Source organism: Siphonobacter sp. BAB-5405 (genome assembly GCF_002872335.1).
Taxonomy (GTDB): domain Bacteria; phylum Bacteroidota; class Bacteroidia; order Cytophagales; family Spirosomataceae; genus Siphonobacter.
The window spans coordinates 21,146-46,448 of record NZ_NJAG01000023.1 but is presented as its reverse complement, the minus strand read 5'-3'; the positions used below and the strand labels follow the sequence as shown (position 1 = coordinate 46,448).

The following is a 25,303-nucleotide window of genomic DNA, read 5'->3' as shown; positions in this document are numbered from 1 at the left end:
TTCAACCCCTGGGAAGGATGTATCTGTATACCGAATTCCTGTAAAGGCCCTTATTTGTCTGTATGAAAGTTTCAGTGGCGATGTGTACTTACAATGGTTCCCGGTATTTACCCGAACAATTGGAAAGTATCCGGCGTCAGACACTTCCCATTCATGAACTGGTAGTGTGCGATGATCGGTCGCAGGATACTACTATTCAACTGCTGGAAACCTTTGCGGCTACCGTTTCTTTTCCCGTACATATTCACGTTAATCCCTGTAATTTAGGGTCAACGAAGAATTTCGAAAAGTGTATGAATTTATGCACGGGCGACGTCATTTTCTGTTGTGATCAGGATGACCTTTGGCACGAAACCAAAGTAGCCCGGCAGGTAGCGTATCTGGAGCAGCATCCGGAAATGGACGCCGTATTTACGAATGCCCAGATTATCGACGATGATTCACAGCCCGTCGATAGAACCATCTGGGCTGAGATTGAATTTGATGCCGACGCTCAGCAACGCTGGTCCACGGGTCAGGCTTATGATATTTTGTTTGGAGGTTATGTGGTGACCGGAGCGACCCTAGCGATTCGCCGTTCCATCCTGGCCCGGGTTTCACCGTTCCCGGTGGCGTACAAGGAATTAATCCACGATGCCTGGATCGCTCTGGTGCTGTCGCTACAGGATAAAATCGGCTTCATTGCCGACGAGCTGCTCTTCTACCGAAAACATTCCACCCAACAGGTTGGCTTCGGGCAAAAGAAGAAGAAAGTCACCTTGAAAAGCCGTTTTTCAAGAGACCGTACCCTTAAACTGGCTCCACTCCGGGAAAAAGCAGCCAACTATCAGACGCTGTATGGCTTGCTACAGGCCCGAAACGACATCCCCCGCGAAAAGCTGGCTCAGCTGATTGAACGGCAAAAACATTTTAAGGTACGGGCTACCCTGCCCCAGTCGCGGCTGAAACGCCTGCCTAGGGTGCTTGGCGAGTGTATTCAGGGCCGGTATCGGTACAGTAGTAAAGATTGGTGGTTGCCCTTTTTAGGCGACCTGTTTGAGTAATCTAATTGGTAGGTATGTCCGCATCGGTAGCCGTTGTTATTCCCATGTATCGTTCTGACCTGAACGCATACGAAAAAATAGCTTTACAACAATGCCTGAGGAAATTAAGTCAGTATCCCATCGTTATTGTAAAGCCCGAATCGCTGGATTTGACGTACCTGAACGAGTGGTATTCGGACTTTCATTTTGTGTCGTTTGCGGACGCTTATTTCAAAGGAATTGACGCTTATAATTTACTATTGACCCAAACGGATTTTTATCAGGCTTTCGCCGCCTACGAATACATACTCATCTATCAGCTCGATGCCTTCGTATTCAGTGATGAACTGGCCAGCTGGTGTCAGAAAGGTTACGATTACGTAGGAGCTCCCTTGCTGGCACCGCATGCTGCTCCGCGTTCGCTGACGGACCTCAAGAAGCCCTTGTTGAACGGAGGGCTTTCCTTACGGAAGGTGCAGGCTTCGATACAATTAATCAAGGCGTACCAACGTCTGTACGGTCAGTGGCCCGGCAATGAAGACATGCTTTTTTCGCTGCATTCGACTCGCCTGGTTGTTTTCAGACCACTCATGCATTTACCCACACCCCGACAGGCCATCTCCTTTGCTTTCGAGCAATTTCCGGACTACGGGTACGAATTAACTCAATCACAGTTACCCTTTGGCTGCCATGCCTGGGAGAAATACGATCTCAACTTCTGGCGGCCGTTTTTTCAGCAGGAAGGGTATACGATTTAACCTTATGATCAACCGAGTATATGGGATTTTTTAAAGAGAATGCTATAAAAGAATTTGTCAGCAAAGCTTCCTTTGATGAGCAGGTTCTCCTGAATAAAGATCAGAATTATCCGAAAATAAGTGTCATTACGCCTTCGTATAATCAGGCGGAGTTCCTGGAAAAAACCATTTTAAGTATACTCAATCAGAACTATCCCAATCTGGAATTCATCATCATGGATGGTGGTTCCACGGATGGCAGTGTTGCAGTAATCAAGAAATACGAAAAGTACATTGCCCATTGGGTTAGTGCAAAGGATGGCGGACAAACCGCAGCCATTAACGCCGGCTTTAAAAAAGCAACCGGCGATTGGGTTACTTTCCAGAATTCCGATGACGTTTTTGCTCCCAATGCGTTATTGAACGTAGCCAAAGCGATCCGAAATCATCCCGAAGATTCAGTATTCTACGGTCATCTGTTGATGATTGATGGCGAAGACCGGGTTTTTGAACACAAAAAGCAGATTCCCTTCTGGATGCAGGCTCAGGTGTACGAGGGGATGCAGGTCTTTAACCAGTGCATGATTTTCAAGCGGGACTTATTAACGAAGTACGGCTACTTTGACGAAAATTACCGCTTTGCTTTTGATTACGAAATTTGTACCCGCTGGGGTACGCATTCGGAAATTAAATTCCGTTTGGTTAATGATTTCTGGGGCTGTTTTCGTCAACATGAATTAGCTAAAAGTTCAACCATTTTTACGGTTGGCTTATCCGAACACGAGCAAATCAAACATAAATATTCCCAGACGATACGGCCTTCGTTTCCCGAGCGTATGCTACAAAAAGTCATCCGATTCCGTAAATTCTTTTTATTTCTGACCAGTGGTGATTTAGGCTATTTCTTTTATAGACTCCGGTTTACCCCTAAAGCGTAAGAAGCAATGTTTAAAAGCCTGTTTGAAGGTTTCCAATACAAGAGGATGGCTTTGGGGATTGCCTTATTCTCCATGGGCTATCCCATCATTTTCTTCCTACGGGATGGACTCAAATTAGCTCCCCAGTCGTCCGTTTTTACGGCCATCTGTCTGGCGTTGGGCCTGTTGCTGATGATTCCCAAGACCCTTTTCAGAAAGTATTATAGTCTTAATCAAAAGATTGCGGTACCCGTTCTGGGCTGGATTGGTCTTTGTATTTTTTATCTGTTTATCATCAACCCGGGTGGTAGTTCGCTCTCCCGCGAGCTGATTAACTACGCGATGTCTTTTGCTTTTTGTTTCCTGCTCATTAGTACGCCGGATGAAGTAAAAGATCACGCCTTGCCCGTCTTTATTTTATTTATATTTCTGGGAAACCTAGGGCTCTTTTATTCCCTGCTTACCAACCCCTTTTACGTTGTGGGAGCCCGGGCTTCCATTTATTTTGATGATGAATACGGCGGCAATCCGCACGTGTTTGCCCGTAATGGGTTCTTTGGCGTTATTGGCTCGGCCATCTTATTATTCCTTACGAAAGAGAATATTCTTTACAAATTACTGGCTCTGGTTAACTTTTTCGCTTCGCTGGTAACGGTAATCTTGACGCAAAGTCGTTCTACGCTACTCTCCGTTCTATTGTCGCTGGGCGTACTGCTTTTTTTTCACTTCAAGCTCAGTAATTTAAAGCGAATTGCCAGTACTGTCTTTAAACCCGGCAACCTGATCATCCTGCTGGTTGTCGTTTATTACGTCATTTACAAAATCAGCCGGATGGATTTTATAAACCTGCTGATTGGGATATCGGAAACGTTTTTCCAGAAATTCCTGGACGTTTTTGAAACCAGTGTGCAGGGTGCGGATGCGGATGAAGTAGCCGATTATTCCGCTTTACAACGGGTTATTTCGTTTAATACATTCAAGAATACGTTATTCTATAATCCGCTTTCATTAATTCTGGGCAATGGATACCGGGCTATTTATATGGACTTCCCCATTCTTGAATCGATGTACAATTACGGACTCGCCGGTATTTATTTCTTCGGTAAATCTGTCATCGAAATTGTCAAGGAGTGTTACAAAAGTATACGATCGGTTATCAGTCCTTTTTCGACTTTCTTAGGCTTTGTATTCATTCCCATTACGGTTTCGGTATTCTCACAGGGACAACCGAATGATACTACTTTCATTTATCCATTCTTATTAATGGCCCGCTTCATGAACTTTGAAAAAGATGTCGCGGACGCGAAGCCCGTACCCAAAGCCCAGAAACTGGCTCCTGTTGCTTAACGTATGCGAGTACTTGTAGTTCATAACATTTTGTGGTCTCATTACAAGGCAGCTTTGTTTTCAGAATTGGCTCGTCAGTGCCCGTCCCAATCGGCGTTTCTGGTCGTGCAACTGGCCGAGTCGGAAAGCAAATACCAGCAGTTGGGTAAAGCCGGTGCCATTACCCATGACTACCCCTACGAATTGCTCCACGAAGGTCCCTTGCATACGCTAACCCTGGCTAAAAAAGTGCAGGGGTTAGTACGGGCCATTCGCCGTTTCAAACCTGATGTGGTCAACTTATCCGGCTATTACGACCCTGCGTACTGGGTTGTCATGATGTACTGCCGACTACGCGGGATTGCCCTAGTCTTGAGCAATGAATCTAGTGAAAAAGATGGAGCCCGTGCGGGTGTCAAAGAACGAATCAAAGAGTACATTATTCGTCAGTTCGACGGCTTCATCAATTTTGGCTCTTCCTCCGCTCAGTACGTATTGCGTCTGGGAGCTCAGCCCCGGCAACTGCTAACGCAACACGCGGCCGTAGTAAACGAGGCGGTGATTCAATCGGTTTATACGCAGGCCTACGCCCAGCGGGAAGACTTACGTCAAACACAGGGACTGGCCCCGCATCAGTTTGTTTTCGTAGGCCGGTTGGCCGATGAGAAAAATCTTCCCACCTTGCTGAAGGCCTTTGCTTGGCTGAAGGCGAATGAACCGCAGGCTCACGAGTGGGAATTGCTCATCGTAGGCGACGGCCCCTTGAGATCTCAGGTAGAAAATCAGGCGGGCGTTCGTTGGATGGGTGGACAACCGTGGGACCGGATTCCAGCGTACCTGGCTTTAGCGGATGCCTTGATTTTACCCAGTTACTTTGAACCCTGGGGACTGGTTGTGAACGAAGCAATGGTTTGCGGGCTTCCCGTTCTGGTTTCGTCCCAATGCGGTTGTGTGAATGATCTGGTGCAGGAAGGGAAAAACGGTTATACGTTTGACCCCCGCAACGAACGCGAACTAGCCTCTCTGATGCAGTCTTTCGTTCAGCAAAACGATGCCGACCGGACCCGCATGGGTCAACACTCCCTGCAACTGATTGCACCGTTTAACATCACGCGGGTAGCCAAGGAAATCTGGCAGGGTTACCAACGAATTTTATCAGCAGCGAATTCATGAAAATATTAAATCTGTGTGGGTATTCCTGGGAAATTGGTGGACCGGCGAAGGTGATTTATGATCATACCAACGTACAGATTCAGTTGGGAGCCGAAGTCACCATTCTTACGCCCTTGTCGGAAGGAGAACGGCTCTATATCATTCCCGAAGGAGCGAAAGTCGTTACAACCAAACGGCATTGGCTGGCCCGGTTTATTCCCGAGTTTTCGCCTGAATTGTACCGCTACTACCGGCAACATGCCCACGAATACGACATTGTTCACATCCACGGCCCCTTTCACTTTGCGGGTTGGGTGCCTTTCTGGGTACGGTCGAAAGCGAAGAAAGTATTCACCGTCCACGGTACGCTTGACCGCTGGGCGATGCAAAAATCGGGCTGGAAGAAACAGCTCATTTCCGCTCTTTTTCAGCGAAAATACGTGGCTCAGTGCGATCTGATTCAGGTACACAATCCCGATGAAGAGGAAGATTTGAAGCGTTACCTCGGGCACACGCACCCGCATGTGGTGATGATTAACAACGGGATGCTTCTTTCTGATTATGATCAATTACCGGCAAAAGGTATTTTTCGGAAGAAATTCGGTATTGCCGAGCAGGTACCGCTGATTCTTTTCCTGAGCCGCATCAATGTCAAGAAGGGACTGAATCTACTACTACCGGCCTTCCAAAATCTGCTTAAAACCTATCCCGAAGCCCGTTTGTGCATTACGGGTCCGGATGATGGCTACCTGTCCTACGTTACTGATTTTATTCAAAAACATCAACTGAGCCAGCAAATCATTCTGACCGGCATGCTGACGGGTACCGATAAACTCGAAGCTATTGTAGACGCTGACGTTTTTGCTCTGCCCACGTATTCGGAAAGTTTTTCACTGGCGGCTCTGGAAGCAATGGTTTGCGGCACGGCAGTACTGACTACCGACCGGATTGGCTTTGGTCATTTACTCAAACAAAATCACGCCGCCGAGCTGGTCACGCACGACGTAAGCGACGTGGAACGTGGCCTGCGACGCCTGATCGACGATCCGGTGTATCGTTTGCAACTGGCCGCTAAAGGTCAGACTTTTGCCCGTGACGTAGCCGACATTAAAAAGGTTGCTACCCGATTGTATCGGGCCTTCGAATCTATTCTGTAGTTGTATCCTTTTTCCCATGACCCCTACTCCGTTACCCCTGTCTCCTACCGTTCCGGATCTGACGGTCATATTACTGACATTCAATGAGGAGAAACACATTGAACGTTGTTTGAAAAGCCTGTTGCTCGTCACGGATAAAATTTTCATCGTTGACTCCGGATCGACGGATCGTACCGTCGCACTAGCGACTGCATTGGGTGCCCGGGTCGTTCAAAATCCCTGGGTCAACTACGCCAATCAGTTCAATTTTGGCATTCAGCACTGCCCGTATCAGACGGAGTGGCTCATGCGGATGGACGCCGACGAATACATTCTGCCCGAACTTGCTCAGGAAATCCGACAAACCTTACCGACGCTTCCCGCTTCAGTTTCGGGTCTGTACATCAAACGGCGGGTGATGTTCATGGATCAGTGGATTCGTTACGGCGGCTACTATCCCACCTGGCTTCTGCGAATCTGGCGAAGTGGGAAAGGTCACTGCGAAGAATTATGGATGGACGAACACATCAAGCTTTCTGAAGGTGAAACGGCCCGGATGAAGCACGATCTCGTCGATCATAACCTGAATAACCTGACCTGGTGGACGCAGAAACACAATCTGTACGCCATTCGGGAGGCCATTGATCTGCTCAATGTAAAGTATGATTTCGGAAACGTCGAAATCGTCACCCCTAAACTCTTTGGTACGCAGGAACAGCGGAAACGTTACCTGAAGATCAAATACGCCAGTTTGCCCCTGTTTACACGGCCCTTCCTGTACTTCCTGTTTCGGTACTTCTTCAAGATGGGATTTCTGGACGGCAAACGTGGAATCGTCTGGCACTTTTTACAGGGCTTCTGGTACCGATTTCTGGTCGACGCCAAAATTTTTGAAGTATATCACCGGGCGGGGACCTCGAAGGAAGGCATCGCTCAATTTTTTCTAACCGAATATGGAAAAGACGTACTCGGGAAGCGTTGATCTGTCCCGTTACCAGCAACTGCCGCAGTACTCCAGCAAAAGCTGGCGGAATCGTCTCTGGTTTGTAATCAATGCCTTGCTATTCGCCAGTAACTGGCCCATACCGGTAAGTCTGAAAATCTGGATCTTACGTAAGTTTGGGGCAACGATTGGTACCGGGGTCATGATCAAGCCCAGTGTGAATATTAAGTTCCCTTGGCTTTTGGAAGTAGGCGATTACGTCTGGATTGGCGAAGAAGTGTGGATCGACAATCTGGTACAGGTTCGCATCGGTTCCAATGCCTGTCTGTCGCAGGGAGCCATGTTACTTTGTGGCAATCATAATTACAAATCCTCCCGCTTTGACCTGATGACCGCCCCCATCACCCTCGAAGCTGGCGTGTGGATTGGTGCCAAGTCGATTGTATGCCCGGGAGTCACCTGTTTTTCCCATGCCATGTTAGCGGTAGGCTCGGTAGCAACGACTAATCTGGAAGCGTATGGGATTTATCGGGGAAATCCAGCCGCAAAAGTACGCACCCGGGTCATTGAGTAAGTGTCCAGACGTATGTATTGCCGCTCGGTATATCTTTGGTAGGTTTGTTACCGATGGGCAGCCCTTTGTCAGCTTTTATCAACTTTATACGTTATAAATCTAGACAAATGGTGAAAGGCTACGTTTTGATTAGTAGTTTTAACAGATTTTTGGTGAAGTCCCTAGTAGAAGTACCTGGCAGAGCCCACCCGCCATACTTGATCGAACCAACTGTATTGAGTCAAACGGTATGATAACAGCGTTACGTCAATTCCTGAACGAAGCATTTGTTCAGGTCATCATTTCCCTCCTTGCCGCATGTTGGCTTACGGTTGAAGCAATTCCAGTCATTATAAACATTTCCCGGCTCCGTAACCTGATGAAGGAACCCGAAGCCCGGAGTGCTCACTCCAACAGAACGCCCACGCTGGGTGGTATTGCCATTTTTGCCGGTACCATGATCGGCTACTTTCTCTGGCAGCCCGATGGTGAGACACATCTGCACCACTTAGCCATTGCCGGTATCATCATTCTCTTTTTCACGGGAGTTAAAGATGATATTCTGGTGATTGCTCCCATGAAAAAGATGCTGGCCCAGATTTTCGCCTCGGCTCTGGTCATCATTGGTGCGGATTTACGAATCAACGATTTCTTTGGAATTTTGGGTATTCACCAGATTCCTTACCTGATTAGCGTATTACTCACGGTCTTTATCTTCATTGCCCTTACAAATGCGATCAATTTGATTGATGGGATTGACGGTCTAGCGGGCGGCATTGGATTGATTGCTTCGATGATTTTTGGATCCTGGTTCCTGTTGAATGCCCAGTATCCGCTGGCCATTCTGGCGGCTTCTCTATCGGGGTCTTTACTCGGGTTTATACGCTTTAACTTTTCCCGGACCAGTAAGATTTTCATGGGTGATACGGGCTCGTTGATTCTGGGCTTTGTATTGACGCTATTTGCCGTTAAGTTTATTCACCTGAATACGGGAGCCGGAGCCATTCTCGATGCCCCTATTCTGGCAATCGTCGTACTGGTCGTACCGATTTTCGATACACTTCGCGTGTTTATCATTCGGATCATGGACGGTCGTTCTCCGTTTACTCCGGATAAAAACCATACGCACCACATTCTGCTGGCTCAGGGACTCAGCCACTTTCAGGCCACTTGTGCCCTTTGTGGGTTGACGATTAGTTTAACGGGCTTTTTCCTGCTCATTCGTCATTCCATCACGACGAATCAAAGCCTGCTGATTTTAGTAGGCTTGTTTATTGCCTACAACTATGCGAGCTATCTGCTGATTCGCCGCGTGGGTTACGTTGACCCTTCGCTGGCGGATACGGCTCAGAAAAAGCAAATCAAACGCGAAGCCAAGGCCCGGCTTAAAAAGATCAAACGCCTTCGGAAAGTATACGAAAACTAGCTTTCCAGAAACGAAAACACCGGCTCATCACCGGTGTTTTTTTTGTTATCAGGGTTCTTACTTCTGCCGATCAAAGTACGTCCGCATGTAGAGTAACTGATACGGCAGGGCATTGCTCCAGTACGGCCAATTGTGACCACCGGGACGACTAATGAAGTCATGGGGAATGTTCCGCTCCAGCAGTTTGTCGTGCAGATTGCAGTTTACCCGATAGAAGAAATCTTCACTTCCGCAGTCAATAATCAGTGCCAGGGAATTTGGCGTCAGCAGATGCACCAGATTAATGACGGTGTTTTGCTCCCATTTTTCAGGAGCCTGAGCGTAGGTGCCTAAGCGTTTGGCAATGTCCCAGTTATTGGGAAAGGGCCTGAAATCGACCCCGCCACTCATACTACCCGCTACACCGAACACGTCCTGATGCCGAAAGGCCAGATACAACGCTCCGTGACCACCCATACTCAGGCCCGTAATACCCCGGTGTTGACGGTCTTTTAGCGTTTTGTAATGTTCATCAATCCAGTTAACTAATTCAGTAGCTACGTACGTTTCGTACTTATACGATGGATCCACGGGGCTATCGAAATACCAGCTCGAAAATTGTCCATCTGGACACACGATGATTTGCTGGTAGGCATCAGCCCATTGCCCGATGGTGGGCATTTTCTTGGCCCAGTCGCTGTAATTACCGCTGTAGCCATGCAACAGGTATACCGTCGGAAAGGCTTTCCCGGCGGTATACGCGTCCGGCGTAATCACGACTGCTTTAATCGATTTTTTCATGGAGGCACTGTAGGTATTGACAGTGTCTACTTTGGCGGCCTGGCTACGTTCAGCCTTACCCAACCACACACAAAACAGGAGAAGAGTACAAAGGGTACGCATACGAAAAGAAAGAAAAGTTTACGGGACGAATATGCGGAAACTTTTCCGGGCTAGTTCTCCGGTAGTGCCTGATTTTTTCGGGAATGTGTTTGCTCTGCCTAGCCCAGGGAATTGAGGTAAGCAGCCAGTTCGTCCATCGAGAAAATGTAATCAATGACCGTATGCGTGATGGCGTGCTGGGGCATAAATGGGGCCTGTGCGGTTTCCGGATGCTGGGCAATGGTCAGGCCACCCGCTTTTTTAATGGCCGTCAGCCCAGCCGTACCGTCAGCATTCGCCCCGGAAAGCAGCACGCCCACCGTTGCCGAACCAAAGGTATCCGCTGCGGATTCGAAGGTTACATCGAGGGAAGGCCGACTGTAGTTCACTTTCTCCGAAGCATCCAGGGCAAAGATCATTTCCTGTTCGATCAGCAGGTGGTAGTCCGCCGGAGCAATGTAAATATTTCCTTTTTCCAGCGTGTCTTTATCCTCTACTTCGCGAATGGGAATCCGGGTTCGGGTGGCAAACAAATCGGCCAATGTCGAATCCACGGAGCTTTTGCGATGCAATACGATGACCAGAGCAAAAGGCACCGATACCTTTAGATTAGGCAATAACTTCATTAACGCATCAATGCTACCCATTGATCCGCCAATAACGACCAGCCGGTGCGAAGGGGTTAATAAATTTTCCGCCATATTTTCTCTCGGTTCAACTGCCGGTACTGGGCAGCAACGCTTGAAAACTTCAGCGTTTCCTTGGAGCCCAGAGCCAGATACCCCAGCGATCCCAGACTTTCATCAAAGAGGCGTAACACCGTCTCCTGCAAGTCTTTATCGAAGTAGATTAAGACGTTCCGGCAAAGAATTAAATCAAATTCATTAAACGAACGATCCGACACCAAGTTATGGGTGGAAAAGATCATCTTTTCACTCAGTTCTTCCCTGAATTTTACCTGCCCGTAATGAGCGGTATAGTACGAAGAAAAGTCATGAATTCCTCCCGATGCAATGTAGTTTTCGGAGTATAGTTTCAGGTGCGGTAACGGAAAAATTCCCTTACGGGCTTTTTCAAGTACCGTTGGATTGAGATCAGTGGCGTATAGTAAAGATTTGTGCAGAAGATTCAGCTCTTTCAGCAAAATCGCCATGGAATACACCTCTTCGCCCGTCGAACAACCCGCGTGCCAGATTCGCAGAAAAGGCTTCGAACCCAGGCTGGGTAATACCTCGGTTCGCAGCGTTTTATAAAACTGAGGATCGCGGAACATTTCGGTTACATTAACCGTAATTTCTTCTACAAATCGTTGCAGGTAAGTAGGATCGGACTTGATTCGGTAGCGAAGTTCCGCAAAGCTGGGAAACTTGTCTAACGAACACAGCCGTAAGATTCGTCGTTTGAGAGAAGCTTTTGAATAATTCGTAAAATCGTATCCGTATAATTCAAATAAATCACTCAACAAAATAGTTATTTCATCCTCTTCAATCATCATACTCTATCCGGTTACACCCGATCCAGCAGAGCTAATAAGCGGTCTACATCAATCGGTTTAGAAATATATTCTGTCGCTCCGGCACGCAGGCATTTTTCCCGATCCCCCACCATCGCCTGAGCCGTTACGGCAAAAATCGGCGTATTCCGTCGATGTTCGATTGCCTGTATCAGGGGCATAGCCTCGTATCCATCCATTTCGGGCATCATCATGTCTATTAAGATGGCATCAATGAGTTCATCCGTTCGCAGTAAATCCAGGGCCTCCTGAGCACTCATACGCGACACGCATTCGTAGGATTTGGACCGTAAGGTAGCCGTTAGTGCAAAGATATTTTTGGCATCATCATCGATGATCAATACGCGTTTTTTACCCATAGCGAATGCTTCGTTAGAAAACAAAATCGTTCCAGCCGATACCCTTAAGATCGTTCGTACAACCAGACCCGTAACAACGACAGCAACTGATCGACATCCACGGGTTTGGTGATGTAATCAGAGGCTCCCGCCTGAATGCATTTCTCCCGATCGCCCGTCATGGCTTTAGCCGTAACGGCAATGACCGGCAAGTCTTTCCACTGGTAATTTTCGCGAATTTTACGGGCTGTTTCGTACCCGTCCATTTGCGGCATCATCATGTCCAGCAGCACCACATCGATCGTCGGATTTTCCTGTAATTTCTCCAGTGCTTCCTTACCATCCAAGGCCGTAATGACGTTCATTTTATAATTCTCCAGGGCTTTCGACAGCGAGAAAATATTCCGAATATCATCATCGGCTACCAGTACGGTTTTGTTATGCAAAATCTGACTCAATTCACCCAGTTTTTTAGGACCTCCCGTGGCCTGAGCCGACTGTTTTTGGTCTTCCACCAAATGCAGGAATAGCGACACTTCGTCGAGCATCCGCTGGTAGGAATGGGCCGTTTTGACGATGATTGAATCTGCGTACTTTTTAATGCGTAATTCTTCTGACATGGACAGGCTCTTCCCCGTAAAAATAATGATTGGGAAGTTCTCCAGTCCCGGGTTACGCTTGGCTGCTTCGAGCATTTCGTAGGATTTCGTATCCGGAATGCCCATGTCCAGGATGACGCAGTCGACTTCGTTTCGTTTTAACGCTTCAACGCCCTGGGAAATATCGCTTTTCAGTTCAGAATTAATATTGAACGTTTCCAGGAAGTACGCCAGGGCTTTCGCATGCTTGGGGTTGTCTTCAATGATGAGTACCTTCTTCGGATTTCGGTTGAGGACATACTCGATCTTCTTGAATACCTCATGCATCTGTTCGTAAGCCATAGGCTTGTCTACGAAGTCTACAGCCCCTTTCATCAGGCTCTCGTTTTTCAGCTTGTGAGACGACATGATGTGTACCGGGATGTGACGCGTTTGCGGATTAGCCTTCAACGCATCCATGACCTCCCAGCCGCTCATGACGGGCAACTGAATATCCAGGAGAATGCCCATGGGCTTGTAATGGCTGGCCAGTTTCAATCCTTCATCCCCACGAACGGATACAATTCCTTTGTATCCTTTTCGCCGGGCGTATTCCAGCAGGGACTTGGCAAAAGCAGTATCGTCCTCGATAATCAGTATGCTCTTATCATCTTCCTTAATACTTTGCCGATCATCGGGAATACTTTCGGGAATGGATGAGCTAATAAACTGCGGTGACTCTTCTTTCACCGGAATCGGTGCTGGCGTTTCTGCTTCGGCTTTCCGCGATACGATTTGTACCACGGGCTCATGTACCGTAAGGGCATACACGTTTGAAACGGGAATCCGAACCGTGAACTCACTGCCCTGATTGGCTTCACTAGCCAGTACCAACTCTCCACCCAGCAGTTTCACTAATTCGCGGCTGATCGATAATCCCAGTCCCGTTCCACCATACTTGCGTTTCGTAGAGCCATCAGCTTGCTGAAAGGCTTCAAAAATGAGTTGTTGTTTCTCCCGAGGAATGCCAATACCCGTATCCTTCACCACAAAGTCAATCATGCCGGGCCGTTCCGCATCATTCTTCACGATAATCGATACCGAACCCGTGGCGGTAAACTTGATGGCATTCGAGAGCAGATTTTTCAGAATCTGACCCAGTCGCATCCGGTCTGTTTCGATGACGCTAGGAATATTGGGTTCTACTTCAATAGCAAACTCCAGATTTTTTTCTTTCGCCAGTGGCGTAAACAAGGCCCGGAGTTCTTCCAGAATATCCGAGATAGCCACATTCAAATATTCGAGTTTCATCTGCCCTGCTTCAATTTTAGACAGGTCCAGAATCTCATCAATCAGCCCCAGTAATCCATTGCCCGAAGACTGAATGACCTTCGCGTATTCAATCTGGTCGTTCGATAAATTGTCTTCAGAATTTTCGGCCAGTAATCGACTTAATAAAAGAATGGAGTTGAGCGGAGTACGCAACTCGTGCGACATATTCGCCAGAAATTCTGATTTATAACGAGTCGTTAATTCCAGTTCTTCCGCCTTTTTCTGGATTTCGTCGTTCTTTTCTTCCAGCAAGACACTTCGCTCCTCTAATTCCGTGTTGGTTTGCAGTAATTCTTCCTGCTGTACCCGCAATTCTTCTTCCGAAGCCTGCAGCTTCTGAGCCTGTGCTTCCAGCTCCGCATTGAGGTTTTCAAGTTCGTTATGTTGAGCCTGCAATTCTTCGGACTGAGCCTGCGTTTCCTCCAAGAAGTTCTGCAATTTAATATAATCCAAAGCCGCGTTCGTAGCTATGGCCAGATCATCCTGATTGCTTCTTAAAAATTCCAGTTCTAATTCACTGGGCTTTTGTAAAAATCCAAGTTCAATCACCCCAATACAACTTCCTGCGTAAAGCAAAGGCAGTACCACTAAGGCCTGAATTGGAGCCGTTCCTAAGGAAGAAGTGATAGGTAGATAATCGGTGGGTAAATCTTCGATTACTTTTATTTTTTTCTGCTCAATCGCCTGTCCTAAAATCCCCTGACCCGTGTATACAAATTCCGGCACTTCTACTACGGCCTGACTGCTCGCCAGACTAAATTTAGAGCTGGTATCAATGAAGTATACCGTTCCTACGGGAGCTTTAACGTAGTTAGTAATCGTCTCAATCATACGGGAAGCCAGCGTTTTAAAATTACGCTCGCCCGCAATGGCCGTACTTAGTTCAACTGCTCCGGTTTGTAGCCAATCCCGGCGTTGCAGATCATTAAAGGTAGTTTCCAGAGACTCTACCATACCGTTTAGAGCTTTGGAAATCCGGCCGAGTTCATCCTCTTTTTCGTCCTCGCTACGGATAGAATAATCTCCCGCGGAGATCCTGGCGGCCACGCCTTCCATCGCAACAATTCGCCGAACCGATTCATCGTATTGCTGCTGAGCCAATTGCTGTTGTACCAGGCGATTGTCTAAATCTTTTTTAATCCGACCGTAAGCATAGGCTGTAATTAACGTTGAAATAATGGCAGCAATTCCTAATAAAACAGGGGTGAAATTGATGTAGAATTGCTGTTTCTCGATTCGACTCTGCAGAATGGATGTTTCGTACTTTTTAATACGCTCTACCGAAACCCGAAGATTGTCCATAATCTTCTTACCAACCGCCATTTCCTCGTTTTGCTGGGCCGTGTCACGCGTCATGTATTTAGCCCGCCGAGCCCGATTGATGATCTTCTGCATCTGGTCGAACTTGGCCGTATAAAGTTCCTTTACCTGATTCAGACTCTGTTGCTGGGCTACGTTCTCCTGCGTCAGCTCTTTTAACTTGACATACGTAGCATTGACTTTCTCATAAGCTCCGTTGTAAGGATTCAGATAATCCGAATCCAGCGTTAGCAGAAAACCGCGTTGTCCGGTTTCAGCGTCTTTCATGTACGAGATGATATTCTCCGACTCTAAAATCACCTGATTGGTATGATTGACTAGTTTCGAGTTATCGATTAACCCCTGAATACTGTAGAAAGAAGCCGCTAAACTAATGAGCAGTAATACCGTAGAAATGGAAAATACGACCTGCAATTGTCGTATTACGGAATGCGTTGTTTTAGGCATGGTAACGATTATAGGGATTCCGGCGTTTCGTTGGTCTGATGTATGGGTAAAATCAAAATAAAACTAGCACCTTCGTTTGGTCGGCTTTTTGCGGAAATAAGTCCGTTATGTTTGTCCATATTTTTCTTGGCAATGGCCAAACCAATACCGGTACCTTCGTAACTACTTTGATCGTTTAACCGCTGGAAGATGATAAAAATACGCTGCAGAAATTTTTCATCAAACCCAATGCCATTATCTTCCACGACGATCCGGCAATAGTCGCCGCTTGAAGAAACTTTACTTTCGACACTTTTCTCCTCAATTCGTTCTGCCCGTATCTGAATAACGGGTGGTTTTCCCGCAGCCGTAAATTTTAAAGCATTACTAATCAGATTTTGAAAAACCTGTCGGATACGACTGGGAATGGTATCAATTACCGGTAATTCTTCAATGAATAAAGTAGCCTGTTTGCTACGAATAATTTCTTCAAAATCATTTAACAGCTCCTGAATAAGCGTATTTAAATTCGTAGGCTGAAAGGCAGCCGATACGGAAAGCTGGGAGTACTCCAATACGTCATTAATCAGGCGTGACATCCGGGCGGAGGAATGAATCGAACGCTCCAGATAAGCCACTGCTTCCTGGTTTTCTTTCAGATATTTTTCTTTAATAACGTCATTAAAGATCTGAATTTTTCGTAGCGGTTCTTTTAAATCATGCGAAACTACCCAGGCAAATTGTTGTAATTCGTGGTTCGTACGTTCCAGTTCAACATTTTTAATGAGCAGCTCTTTTGTCCGCGATTCAACTTTTTGTTCCAATAATTCAGCCGCTAATTTTTGCTGATGAATATCGGTCAGCGTACCCACCCAGCGAACGATGATGCCTTGTCGCTTGATGGGTGTAATGCGTAGCAGATGATAGCGGCATTCCTCTGATTGAAGCTCTTTTAAACGCACTTCGCAGGTAAATTCAACGCCTGTATTTCGCTGCTGATTCCAGGCTTCCCAGGCGACATCATCCGGATGCGTTTCCGGAAAGGTCCCCGAATCGGACGAGTAATGAAACCAGTGTTCATTAACGAATTCGATTTGTCCCTCACCCGTAACGGTAAAGGCCATCTGGGGCAATGACTCAAGCGTCGAGCGTAGCTCCTGCATGCGTTCGGCGAGTTCTTCCTGAGCCTGTTTCCGCACTTCGATTTCAGTAAGCAGCGAACTTTGAATGGCCCTTAATTCCTGCTGCTGTTCGTACAAACGATTGAGCGTTTTGACTTTGAGTAGCAGAATATCGGGATCTACGGGTTTGGTGAGGTAATCCATTCCACCAGACGTATAGCCCTTGGCAATGAACTCCTTTTCTTTGTTAACTGCGGAGAGGAAAATAATGGACGTATCCTTCGCCTTACTGTATCCGGCAACGGCCTGAGCCACCTCAAAACCATCCATACCCGGCATTTGGACATCCAGAATAATAACTGAATAGCTCTGATTCAGGACTTTTCTGAGTGCCTCTTCTCCTGATACTGCAGTATCAACGGAAAATTCATGCAGTTCGAGGATCTTTTTGAGGGGAAGAATATTTTCAGGCCTATCATCCACAAGAAGAATCATATCCAACGAAACTGTTTTAAATCAAAATAATAGAGCCTTAAGCACATACCGGGGTTTATATACGATTTAAGAAAGGCGAACCGTACGTCCATAGAAAGCACTGGATAAGGTCTGGTAAATTTACAATAGAATTCGTTTAGTTTATCCAAACAAGGGCATCTCTACCCAACGAGAATAACCATTCCGATAAAAATATGTTTGCTGTAGCGAAATACTTAAGGCTTAATTTTAACGAAAACGCTCACTTTCTGGAGAAAGTGAGCGTTGACCTGGCGTAAATTCTAACATATATCAATTCATTTGAGCACGAAGAGCTGGTGAATTGATTGGTTTGATCAGAATTCAGCATTTACAAACGAATGTTCTGTACACGGCTTTGTTCAGGGTCTTAAAATTGAATTCACCATGTGAACGACACCATTTTTCTGTAGCTCCTCCTTCGGACTCAAATACGCCAACGTTCCTTTCCGATCCTGAATGGCCAGTTGTTTACCTTTTTGTACGACCATAATTTTCTCTCCGTCCAGCGTCACTAGGGCGACTTGACCGTTTACTTTCTTCAAAGCTTCCTGCAAACTACGTACCGTCCATTTACCCGGTACGATGTGTAAAGACATGATTTTCTTAAGCTCAGCAACGTGATTATCGTCTTCCATTAAGGGATGAACTTGAGAGGCTCCCTGAAAAGCCGAATCGGTGGGAGCAAATACCGTAAATGGTCCCGGTCCCTGCAAAGTCTGGACCAGTCCTACGCCCCGGATGGCAGTCATGAAACTGTAAAACAGGTGCGAGTTATTGATGTTTTGTACGATATCCTTGGTAGGATCCATTTTTACGGGCTTCCGGTTGGTTACCCGCATGGTAGTATCATAGGTAGATTCGGTTCGCTCCTGACGATTTTTTTGAGCCTGCAGCGTAAAGCTCAGCAGCAAACCCGTGACAAGCATGACGGTTTTCATTCTCATTATTGTATAAAGTGGGATGGATGATTAATCAGGATTGCTTAAGAGGCCGTTCCGCTCTGGGCAGCCTCCCAGGCTTCGGGTACATCCTCGCGGGACAGCTCAACGTATTGAATTTCCGAATAAAAAGGGGTACCCTGCCCGGCCACATAGACGGCGTATAACTGGCCCGTATGGATATCGACTAAGAGGTCCGTCCAGGAATCATCGCCAACGACGGCTGCTTTTGTAAACTCACCTGTGCTGGACAGCAAGTCGGACGCCTGCTGCGAAAATTCACCCGTAGTTGTAACTTTCCGTTTATCGGTCAGAAACGTTGGACCCGCTACTGATAACGTACGCATAAGCAATGGATTTAGTAAGGAGTTTAGTTAAAGCTTTCAAAAATTCGGCTAGTTGTTTCTAGAAAGAATTGAATGGGCCATGCTCCCTGAATCATGGCCGATCCAACCTGTTTCAGGGAACAAAAACGGCTCGCATACAGTGGTCACGACTCTCGTAGAACAGGTCATAGGCCTGTTGTCCCTGCTCCAGCTCTACCCGGTGCGTAATTAGGTAGGAAGGGTCTACTTTACCATCCCGTACGTATTCGAGTAATCGTGGAATGTACTTCTGGGCGTGCATCTGACCCATCTTAAACGTCAGAGCTTTATTCATGGCCGCCCCCATCGGAATTTTGTCGGCAAAACCGCTGTAGACGCCCACAATAGAAACGGTCCCTCCTTTGCGGCAGGCCATGATGGCTTCCCGTAATACTAATGGCCGATCGTTTTCCAGGCGTACATATTGTTTGGCCCGATCGTAGTAGTAGCCGATCCCTTCGCCGAAGGCTTCCATACCCACCGCATCAATACAGACATCGGGGCCACGGCCACCGGTTAGCTCTTTGAGGGCATCCTGAATGTTTACTTTTTTGTAATTCAAAATATCGGTAGCTCCCCCGATCAGTTGAGCGGTTCGGAGGCGTTCTTCGTGACCGTCAATCGCGATGACTCGTTCGGCTCCGAGCAGGCGAGCACTCTGGATGGCCATCTGTCCTACCCCACCGCAACCCCAGACGGCAACGACCTGACCGGGTTTTATATCGGCCATATCCGCCGCCATGAATCCTGTAGGAAAAGCATCCGAACAGAATACGGCAGAATCGTTGGCAATGCCTTCAGGGATTACGAAACAGCCTTTTTCGGCAAAGGGTACCCGAATGTATTCGGCATGACTCCCCGCGTATCCGCCAAAGGCATGCGAGTATCCGAAGATGGCAGCCCCGGAATCACCGAACATTTTTTCGGCTATGTACGCATTCGGATTGGTGTTGTCACAAAGTGAATAGGACTGTTCCTGACAATGCTGGCATTCCCCACAGGCAATCACTGAAGCGACGACTACACGATCACCTTTTTTAAGTTTCTTGACTTGTGGACCCGTTTCCACCACTTCACCGATGAACTCATGACCCAAAATATCGCCCGACTGAACCGTGGGAACGTAGCCGTTAATTAAGTGCAGATCAGAACCACATACCGACGACAGGGTAACGCGAATAATGGCGTCGTGGGGATTGATAATGCCCGGATCGGGGACGTTTTCGACCCGCAAATCGCGGACGCCATTATAACACAGGGCTCTCATAGATTTCTTGCTTTTTAGATGGTTCAGTAGATTCGGATACACGTTGGCCGGAATACTGGGCTTCACTCACCGGCAATTCGCCCGTTTCAAGCAAATTTTTAAAGCGACGCAGGTCTTCTTTGACCATCTGACCAAAGGCAGGATTAAACAGCGAAGCGAGGGCCTGCCCGGCGTAACCCGCTGGTGCCTGATACCGAATGATGGCGTGAATTTCAGTACCCCGTCCACCGGGAGCATCTTTAAAGTAGACCTCTCCGGCATTATCGACGGTGGCTTCCGCTACCGAACGCCAGAGCAATCGTTCATTTTCCACTTCTTCCAGTATTTCAGCATCCCACTCGATAGTCCCTAAACCTTTGGGAACCGCCGCTACCCAATGGGAACGTTTGGCATCGATGGGGATTACACTCGCTAAATGCTGCATAAACCGGGGCAGGTTATCGAGTTGTCGCCAGAAAGCGTATACCTCCGAGCGGGGTCGGTTTACGGTTATTGTTCGACTGATTTGCAGGGGTTCAATTTCCTTATCAGCCGTATTACGCCCCACGGCCTGATTTATGGGGCAGTAACCCGAAAGGCCGCGATATAGCATATAGCCACCCGCCGATAGCAGAGCCCAGTGTTTGACCGGACGACGAATGGCGTAGAAGGTTAACAAAGCTCCACTAAAGGCAGAAATCATGCGTTCGGTAGAGCCAATATTGACCTGACCTGATCCGCTAGGCTGAGGATTAATCGTTTCCTCAACGGAATACTTTCGTTGAAATACCATATTCTGTTTCAGGTTAAAATGGATAATAAATAAGGCTGTATTCGATGAAACAGCGTATTAAAATAAGTATCTATTAATTGCGAAAAATCCATACCTACTAATCGATTGAGCAATCCCCTCAACACACGTAAAAAAGAAATAAACAATAATATTCTAATACCATTATCCAATGATAACCATATTCATTTCATACTTTTATTGAAAGGATTTAAAAAAACTTGTATTCTAATTACCTATTCCTAGTTTAAAGGAGGATTGCAAACTTTTCTTTATAAATTATATACATGTTAATGAGACAATCCATTAGTATTTATCTGATCATTAAATCAATAATCAATAAATTTTCAAAGTCAGTAGATCAGCTTTCGTTTACTTCGGCGTATAGGTCAATTGTACCACTACTCCCTGGTCACCATTTTCGTTATTCCGTCGCCAACCGACCGCCAGCGGTAGATGTTTGGTCAGGTACACTTCTGCTCCTACAATCAGTTGTCCATACTCATGCGTACCCGAAGCCCAGTCGCCCAACACGTGGAATTTCTGGTTAATAATTCCAATATCAAAGCCCAGATGTGCCCCTACTAAAGCCCCATCACCGAGGTACCGACGGGTACCCGTATACGTCCCCACTACTAGCTTGTAACGGTCATCCTGAAAGCTTCCACCCAGGGTGGCGTACGCAAACCCAAGCCATTTTGTATGATGCTCGGCGGCTACGTTTAAGCCCGTATGCCCGCCCAAACCCACATGAATTTCGTCGGTCAGATCAAATACCTTTTGGGCATTCAAAAGTACCAATGGGGCGTAGGGCATCTGCGTCGTCGTGTCGTTATGAAGCCAGCTACCTTCCTGAGGCATATATTCAAGATTGTACAGGTTCGCTCCTACTTCCCAGTTTTTCCCTAACCCATAGTTAAAGGTTGTCGATGAACGAAATTCTTCCCGGCTAAAATCTACTTGTTGCTGAGCTAAAATTTTTCGTTTAGGAGTAATGTCCGAGGAGGGTACATTAAAAATCGTTTGCTGGGCTTTCAATGTAAAAGAAGCCAGCAATAGTCCACCCAGAAGGCAAACTTTATTCCGCATAATTTTCATTCAGATAAGTCAGTTTGATAGGTAATCTATTCATCCGTTCAAAAATTGAATAAAAACTAATACCATACCTGTTCAACTTAAATTCAGTAGCTACTACAATCTATTAGTAGTAATTCAATTTTATCACCTTTTATCTTTTCAGTTAACCTTTTACGAAGTGGTTCATCTTTTTTACAGCTGTATTTACTTCCCTATACGTATCGATCCACCAACCTCAATTTCATGCGACCGTTAAACATTTTAATCTGGCACATTCATGGGAGTTATTTAACCGCTATTACGCAGACCGAACATAACTGGCACGTTCCTACGAAAGTCGGTTCCCCGGAAGGGTACGCGGGCCGGGGAAAGGATTCTACGATGCCGAATTACGTTCGGGAAGTTCCCGCCGAGGAAGTACGCCACCTTCCCCTCGATCTGATTATTTTTCAGACACCTCAGAACTATCAGCACGATCAGTACGAAATCCTGACGGAAACCCAGCGGCAGTTACCCCGCATTTATCTGGAGCACAATGCTCCCGAACCCCATCCGGTCTTTTCAAAACATCCCATGGACGATCCGAATGTGCTGGTGGTACACGTCACGCATTTCAATCGTCTGATGTGGGATTGCGGCAAACTACCGACGCGGGTCATTGAACACAACGTTGCCATTAACCCCGACCTTCGGTATTCCGGTCATCTTTCGCAGGGAATTACCGTACTCAACGAATTCAAACGACGCGGGCGAATGGTGGGTTTTGACCTGTACGAACAGGCCCGGCAACGTGTCCCACTGACGACCGTCGGGATGAAGTCCGATGAAATTGGCGGTCTCGGTGAAATTCATTACCGCTACCTGCACCAGCGGGTGGCGGAATACCGATTCCTGTTTAGTCCCATGCGGTATACGAGTCTGCCGCTGGCGGTGGTCGAGGCCCTGACGATTGGGATGCCCGTGGTGGCTCTGGCGACTACCGAGATTCCTACGGTGCTTGAAGATGGCGTTCAGGGCTTTATCTCCAATGACCCTAAGATTCTCATTGAACGCATGCAGTTCCTGATCGATCATCCGGAAGAAGCCCGACGTATGGGAGCCAATGCCCGAAAACTGGCTCAGGACCGTTTTGGCAAAGAACGATTTGTTCGGGACTGGAATGCGGTATTTGCCGAGGTAGTCGGTTGATCGGTGATGGGATTTAGAGGGTTGAGTTTAGGGTTTAGGGTTTAGGGTTTAGGGTTTAGGGTTTTGAGTTTGAATTAGGATTGAGGTTTGAATTAGCGTTTCAGGTACAAAGTTCGAATAAGCATGGTTTACTATCGATTACGCAAACCTTAACCCATAACAACCTTACATTTCAAATCCCAGCGTCGTTCGCTCAAACATTAAACTTTAATTCACACCTTAAATAAACTTTAAACACTTAAACTTTAAACCCTCAAACCTTACACCTCAAACCCCTGATATGCCAACAGCTTCATAGCCTCTTCAATCACTCGCTCGGGGTCGGTTGCCTCGGCTTCGCGTATCGTCCGGTGCCGTTGTGGATTCAGGGGTCCCCATTCTTCGGGGCGGGACGTCGTGTAGATCACTACGCTGGGTACCTGCAAGGCAACAGCCAGGTGAGCTACTCCCGTATCGTTACTCAACAACAGCGAGGATTTTCGCAGGACCCAACCAAGACTCCCCAGATCCGTGGCTCCTGCTACTGATAATGCCGGATAATGCATCTGCTGCCGTACTTCCTCCACCGTTTGTTCTTCGGGCTGCGTACCCGTCAGCACTACCGTATAGCCCTGAGCCGCCAGTGCATCAGCGGCTTTGGCAAAGTGTGAAGCGGGCCAGCGGCGGGCGGATATACCACCGGGGTGGATACAAACGAATGGTTGCTGAATTATTTCGGACCATGCGGACAGAGCTTCCGCCCGCCGGGCATCGGCTTTGGTCAGCGGGAATTCCAGCGAAAAGTCCTGCGTCGGAATCCCGAGAAATTCCATCAATCGCACGTGTCGTTTTACTTCGTGTTCGTCCGGCGGATAAGGCATGAACAACCGTTCGTCCGGACAAAATTGCTCGGCGTGCTGCGTCGGATAATACCCCGCCGTCGCTTTCGCTCCCAGCAACAGTACCATAGCATTGACAATCGTACCGTTGCCCTGCATTTGTAGCACGACATCGAAGTTCCGGCCCTGCATCTCCTGTAAAAAAGCTATTGTACGCGAAGCGTCCAGGGCTTGTTCGGGCAAACCAGGATAACCCGGAAAGGGAATAAATTCATCGAAATAAGCAGCGTACCTTCCCACAAATTCTTCGGCCCAGGGCAAGCTGATCAGACTGATGTGAGCGTTTGGAAAAGCCCGTCGAAGGGCTCGGAAGGCGGGTACGGCACAAAGCAGGTCGCCGACTTTCAAAGCCCGAAAAACGGCAATGCGTTCGGGCGTGTATCCTAATAGGCAAGTGAATTTGTCCATCGTTTAATCGAGTAAACGGATCGTTACGGTACTACCCGCCACTTTAAACAGATTTCTGGAGTACTTCTGAAAGCTCCCCGCCAATCTTTTCGGGCCTCTCGATCCACTATGGCTTCGAGCCCTTGCAGTAAAATGTTCAGCCTTTGTACGAAAACCTCTACGTTATCGCGGGTGACAATCACGATACGGATGTCAGGCATACAAAACCCGGTATTGAACGGCTCCGTAGAGTCGCCAGTAAATGGATAAAAAGGGCGTCGCCAGAGCAGACACGAGCGTAGTAGGCAAATGCCGCAGGGGCTGAGCCGTATTTCGCAATCGCCACCCCACCAGAATTAGCGTTCCAAGAGCCCAGATCGCAAAAGCTACAGTGCTGACCGTACCCGCTCCCGCCATTCCGCTTCCTAGTCCCAGCAAAAAACTCAGCACTATGGTATAGTAGAGTCGCACCAGCGGAGCGTACGTTGGAATGCGTTCGCGGAACAATTGGGGATGCCGTTTGTACAGGAGGGCATCGTAGCGGTTTTTGCTTTCGTCGTTCAGGCAACCCCACCATTTCGCACGTCGAATGGGATGGATAATCACGGCCTGATTGCATTTCACAATCGAAATACCGTGCTGAATGAATTTGAATTGCAGGTCGCTGTCTTCCCGCCAGGCCCGATCGAACTGTTCTTCCAGTCCACCGACCTGCTCCAGCAACGAACGGATACAGGCACAGTTAGCCGTAACGAACTCAGCCGTTTCCAGTAAAGCCGTCGTGCGATCGTAATCCGTGGGAGTTTCCGAAAGTGGTACGACTACCCGACCCGTAATCACCTGGGATCCCTGAGCAAAGGCGTCGAGCAGGACTTTCAGCCAGTTGGAATCGGGAATACAGTCGTCATCAGTAAAGGCGACGTAGGGCGACCGGGCCTGCTGCCAGCCCCGGTTTCGGGCAGCGGCAGGTCCGCGACGCTGGGGCTGTCCATAATACCGAATCCGTACGTTGGTGTGAGCAGCGATACTCACGACTTGCACCCGCGTAGAAATGTCGTTGCCATCATCGACGACTAAAATTTCGTACGTTGATGGGTCCAGGGTCTGGTTGGTCAACGCTTGCAGGCACCGCTTCAGTAGTTCGGGCCGACGGAACGTGGGAATGATTACGGAAAGTTGCATCTCAGTTTTTCAGTTTGCAGTTTTCGGTCTTCCGT

The 25,303-nt window shown here is 47.6% G+C and carries 23 protein-coding genes; 10 read left to right on the top strand and 13 right to left on the bottom strand.

The features are described from left to right. The first annotated feature begins 62 nt into the window (after positions 1–62). The 9 genes from BWI97_RS17300 (at position 63) to BWI97_RS17260 (ending at position 9,212) form a co-directional block, all read left to right on the top strand. Positions 63–1,043, top strand: coding sequence for a glycosyltransferase family 2 protein (locus BWI97_RS17300; protein WP_102202095.1), 981 nt, complete (start codon positions 63–65; stop codon positions 1,041–1,043). A 14-nt stretch (positions 1,044–1,057) separates the two neighbouring features. Next, complete coding sequence (locus BWI97_RS17295; protein WP_094816958.1) at positions 1,058–1,780, top strand: DUF5672 family protein; 723 nt, start codon at positions 1,058–1,060, stop codon at positions 1,778–1,780. Between the two features lie 20 nt (positions 1,781–1,800). Then, positions 1,801–2,697, top strand: coding sequence for a glycosyltransferase family 2 protein (locus tag BWI97_RS17290; RefSeq protein ID WP_102202093.1), 897 nt, complete (start codon positions 1,801–1,803; stop codon positions 2,695–2,697). A 6-nt stretch (positions 2,698–2,703) separates the two neighbouring features. Further along, positions 2,704–4,023: a hypothetical protein gene (locus tag BWI97_RS17285; RefSeq protein WP_094816956.1), complete on the top strand. Its 1,320-nt coding sequence runs from the start codon at positions 2,704–2,706 to the stop codon at positions 4,021–4,023. 3 nt (positions 4,024–4,026) lie between these two features. Beyond that, positions 4,027–5,175, top strand: coding sequence for a glycosyltransferase family 4 protein (locus BWI97_RS17280; RefSeq protein WP_102202091.1), 1,149 nt, complete (start codon positions 4,027–4,029; stop codon positions 5,173–5,175). After that, positions 5,172–6,311, top strand: a complete 1,140-nt coding sequence (locus BWI97_RS17275; RefSeq protein WP_102202089.1) for a glycosyltransferase — start codon at positions 5,172–5,174, stop codon at positions 6,309–6,311. The genes BWI97_RS17280 and BWI97_RS17275 overlap by 4 nt, the downstream gene beginning before the upstream one ends. Positions 6,312–6,327: 16 nt before the next feature. Beyond that, the gene (locus BWI97_RS17270; RefSeq protein WP_102202087.1) at positions 6,328–7,272 is read left to right on the top strand and encodes a glycosyltransferase family 2 protein; all 945 of its coding nucleotides are present in this window, start codon (positions 6,328–6,330) and stop codon (positions 7,270–7,272) included. Beyond that, positions 7,244–7,807, top strand: coding sequence for a WcaF family extracellular polysaccharide biosynthesis acetyltransferase (locus BWI97_RS17265; RefSeq protein ID WP_094816952.1), 564 nt, complete (start codon positions 7,244–7,246; stop codon positions 7,805–7,807). The genes BWI97_RS17270 and BWI97_RS17265 overlap by 29 nt, the downstream gene beginning before the upstream one ends. A gap of 358 nt (positions 7,808–8,165) precedes the next feature. Further along, positions 8,166–9,212, top strand: coding sequence for an MraY family glycosyltransferase (locus BWI97_RS17260; protein ID WP_158242783.1), 1,047 nt, complete (start codon positions 8,166–8,168; stop codon positions 9,210–9,212). A gap of 57 nt (positions 9,213–9,269) precedes the next feature. Here BWI97_RS17260 and BWI97_RS17255 read toward each other — a convergent pair whose 3' ends face one another. The 11 genes from BWI97_RS17255 to BWI97_RS17205 all read right to left on the bottom strand — a co-directional run bounded on the left by BWI97_RS17255 (position 9,270) and on the right by BWI97_RS17205 (position 21,645). Next, on the bottom strand, positions 9,270–10,094 hold the full coding sequence (locus tag BWI97_RS17255) for an alpha/beta hydrolase family protein (protein ID WP_094816950.1): 825 nt from the start codon (positions 10,092–10,094) through the stop codon (positions 9,270–9,272). Between the two features lie 98 nt (positions 10,095–10,192). After that, entirely contained in the window at positions 10,193–10,774 is a 582-nt protein-coding gene (locus BWI97_RS17250) for a chemotaxis protein CheB (RefSeq protein ID WP_102202085.1), read from the bottom strand. Beyond that, positions 10,756–11,565, bottom strand: a complete 810-nt coding sequence (locus tag BWI97_RS17245; RefSeq protein ID WP_094816995.1) for a protein-glutamate O-methyltransferase CheR — start codon at positions 11,563–11,565, stop codon at positions 10,756–10,758. The genes BWI97_RS17250 and BWI97_RS17245 overlap by 19 nt, the downstream gene beginning before the upstream one ends. Positions 11,566–11,579: 14 nt before the next feature. Continuing rightward, the gene (locus BWI97_RS17240; protein ID WP_094816948.1) at positions 11,580–11,945 is read right to left on the bottom strand and encodes a response regulator; all 366 of its coding nucleotides are present in this window, start codon (positions 11,943–11,945) and stop codon (positions 11,580–11,582) included. 44 nt (positions 11,946–11,989) lie between these two features. Further along, entirely contained in the window at positions 11,990–15,601 is a 3,612-nt protein-coding gene (locus tag BWI97_RS17235) for a response regulator (protein WP_102202083.1), read from the bottom strand. A gap of 8 nt (positions 15,602–15,609) precedes the next feature. Next, the gene (locus BWI97_RS17230) at positions 15,610–17,196 is read right to left on the bottom strand and encodes a response regulator (RefSeq protein WP_102202081.1); all 1,587 of its coding nucleotides are present in this window, start codon (positions 17,194–17,196) and stop codon (positions 15,610–15,612) included. A gap of 380 nt (positions 17,197–17,576) precedes the next feature. Then, the gene (locus tag BWI97_RS17225) at positions 17,577–18,143 is read right to left on the bottom strand and encodes a fasciclin domain-containing protein (RefSeq protein WP_158242782.1); all 567 of its coding nucleotides are present in this window, start codon (positions 18,141–18,143) and stop codon (positions 17,577–17,579) included. 56 nt (positions 18,144–18,199) lie between these two features. Next, on the bottom strand, positions 18,200–18,502 hold the full coding sequence (locus tag BWI97_RS17220) for a hypothetical protein (protein ID WP_102202077.1): 303 nt from the start codon (positions 18,500–18,502) through the stop codon (positions 18,200–18,202). Positions 18,503–18,614: 112 nt separating this feature from the next. After that, positions 18,615–19,787, bottom strand: coding sequence for a zinc-dependent alcohol dehydrogenase (locus BWI97_RS17215; RefSeq protein ID WP_102202075.1), 1,173 nt, complete (start codon positions 19,785–19,787; stop codon positions 18,615–18,617). Beyond that, on the bottom strand, positions 19,768–20,559 hold the full coding sequence (locus BWI97_RS17210; RefSeq protein WP_102202073.1) for an SRPBCC family protein: 792 nt from the start codon (positions 20,557–20,559) through the stop codon (positions 19,768–19,770). The genes BWI97_RS17215 and BWI97_RS17210 overlap by 20 nt, the downstream gene beginning before the upstream one ends. A 369-nt stretch (positions 20,560–20,928) precedes the next feature. Further along, entirely contained in the window at positions 20,929–21,645 is a 717-nt protein-coding gene (locus BWI97_RS17205) for a hypothetical protein (RefSeq protein WP_102202112.1), read from the bottom strand. Between the two features lie 231 nt (positions 21,646–21,876). On the opposite strand from BWI97_RS17205, the gene BWI97_RS17200 reads away from it, so the two are divergent. Next, on the top strand, positions 21,877–22,821 hold the full coding sequence (locus BWI97_RS17200; RefSeq protein ID WP_102202071.1) for a glycosyltransferase: 945 nt from the start codon (positions 21,877–21,879) through the stop codon (positions 22,819–22,821). Positions 22,822–23,081: 260 nt separating this feature from the next. On the opposite strand, the gene BWI97_RS17195 is transcribed toward BWI97_RS17200, so the two are convergent. Beyond that, a complete protein-coding gene (locus BWI97_RS17195; protein ID WP_102202069.1) occupies positions 23,082–24,107 on the bottom strand; it encodes a glycosyltransferase family 9 protein in 1,026 nt (341 codons plus the stop codon). 192 nt (positions 24,108–24,299) lie between these two features. Continuing rightward, the gene (locus BWI97_RS17190) at positions 24,300–25,268 is read right to left on the bottom strand and encodes a glycosyltransferase family 2 protein (RefSeq protein WP_102202067.1); all 969 of its coding nucleotides are present in this window, start codon (positions 25,266–25,268) and stop codon (positions 24,300–24,302) included. Positions 25,269–25,303 lie beyond the last annotated feature (35 nt).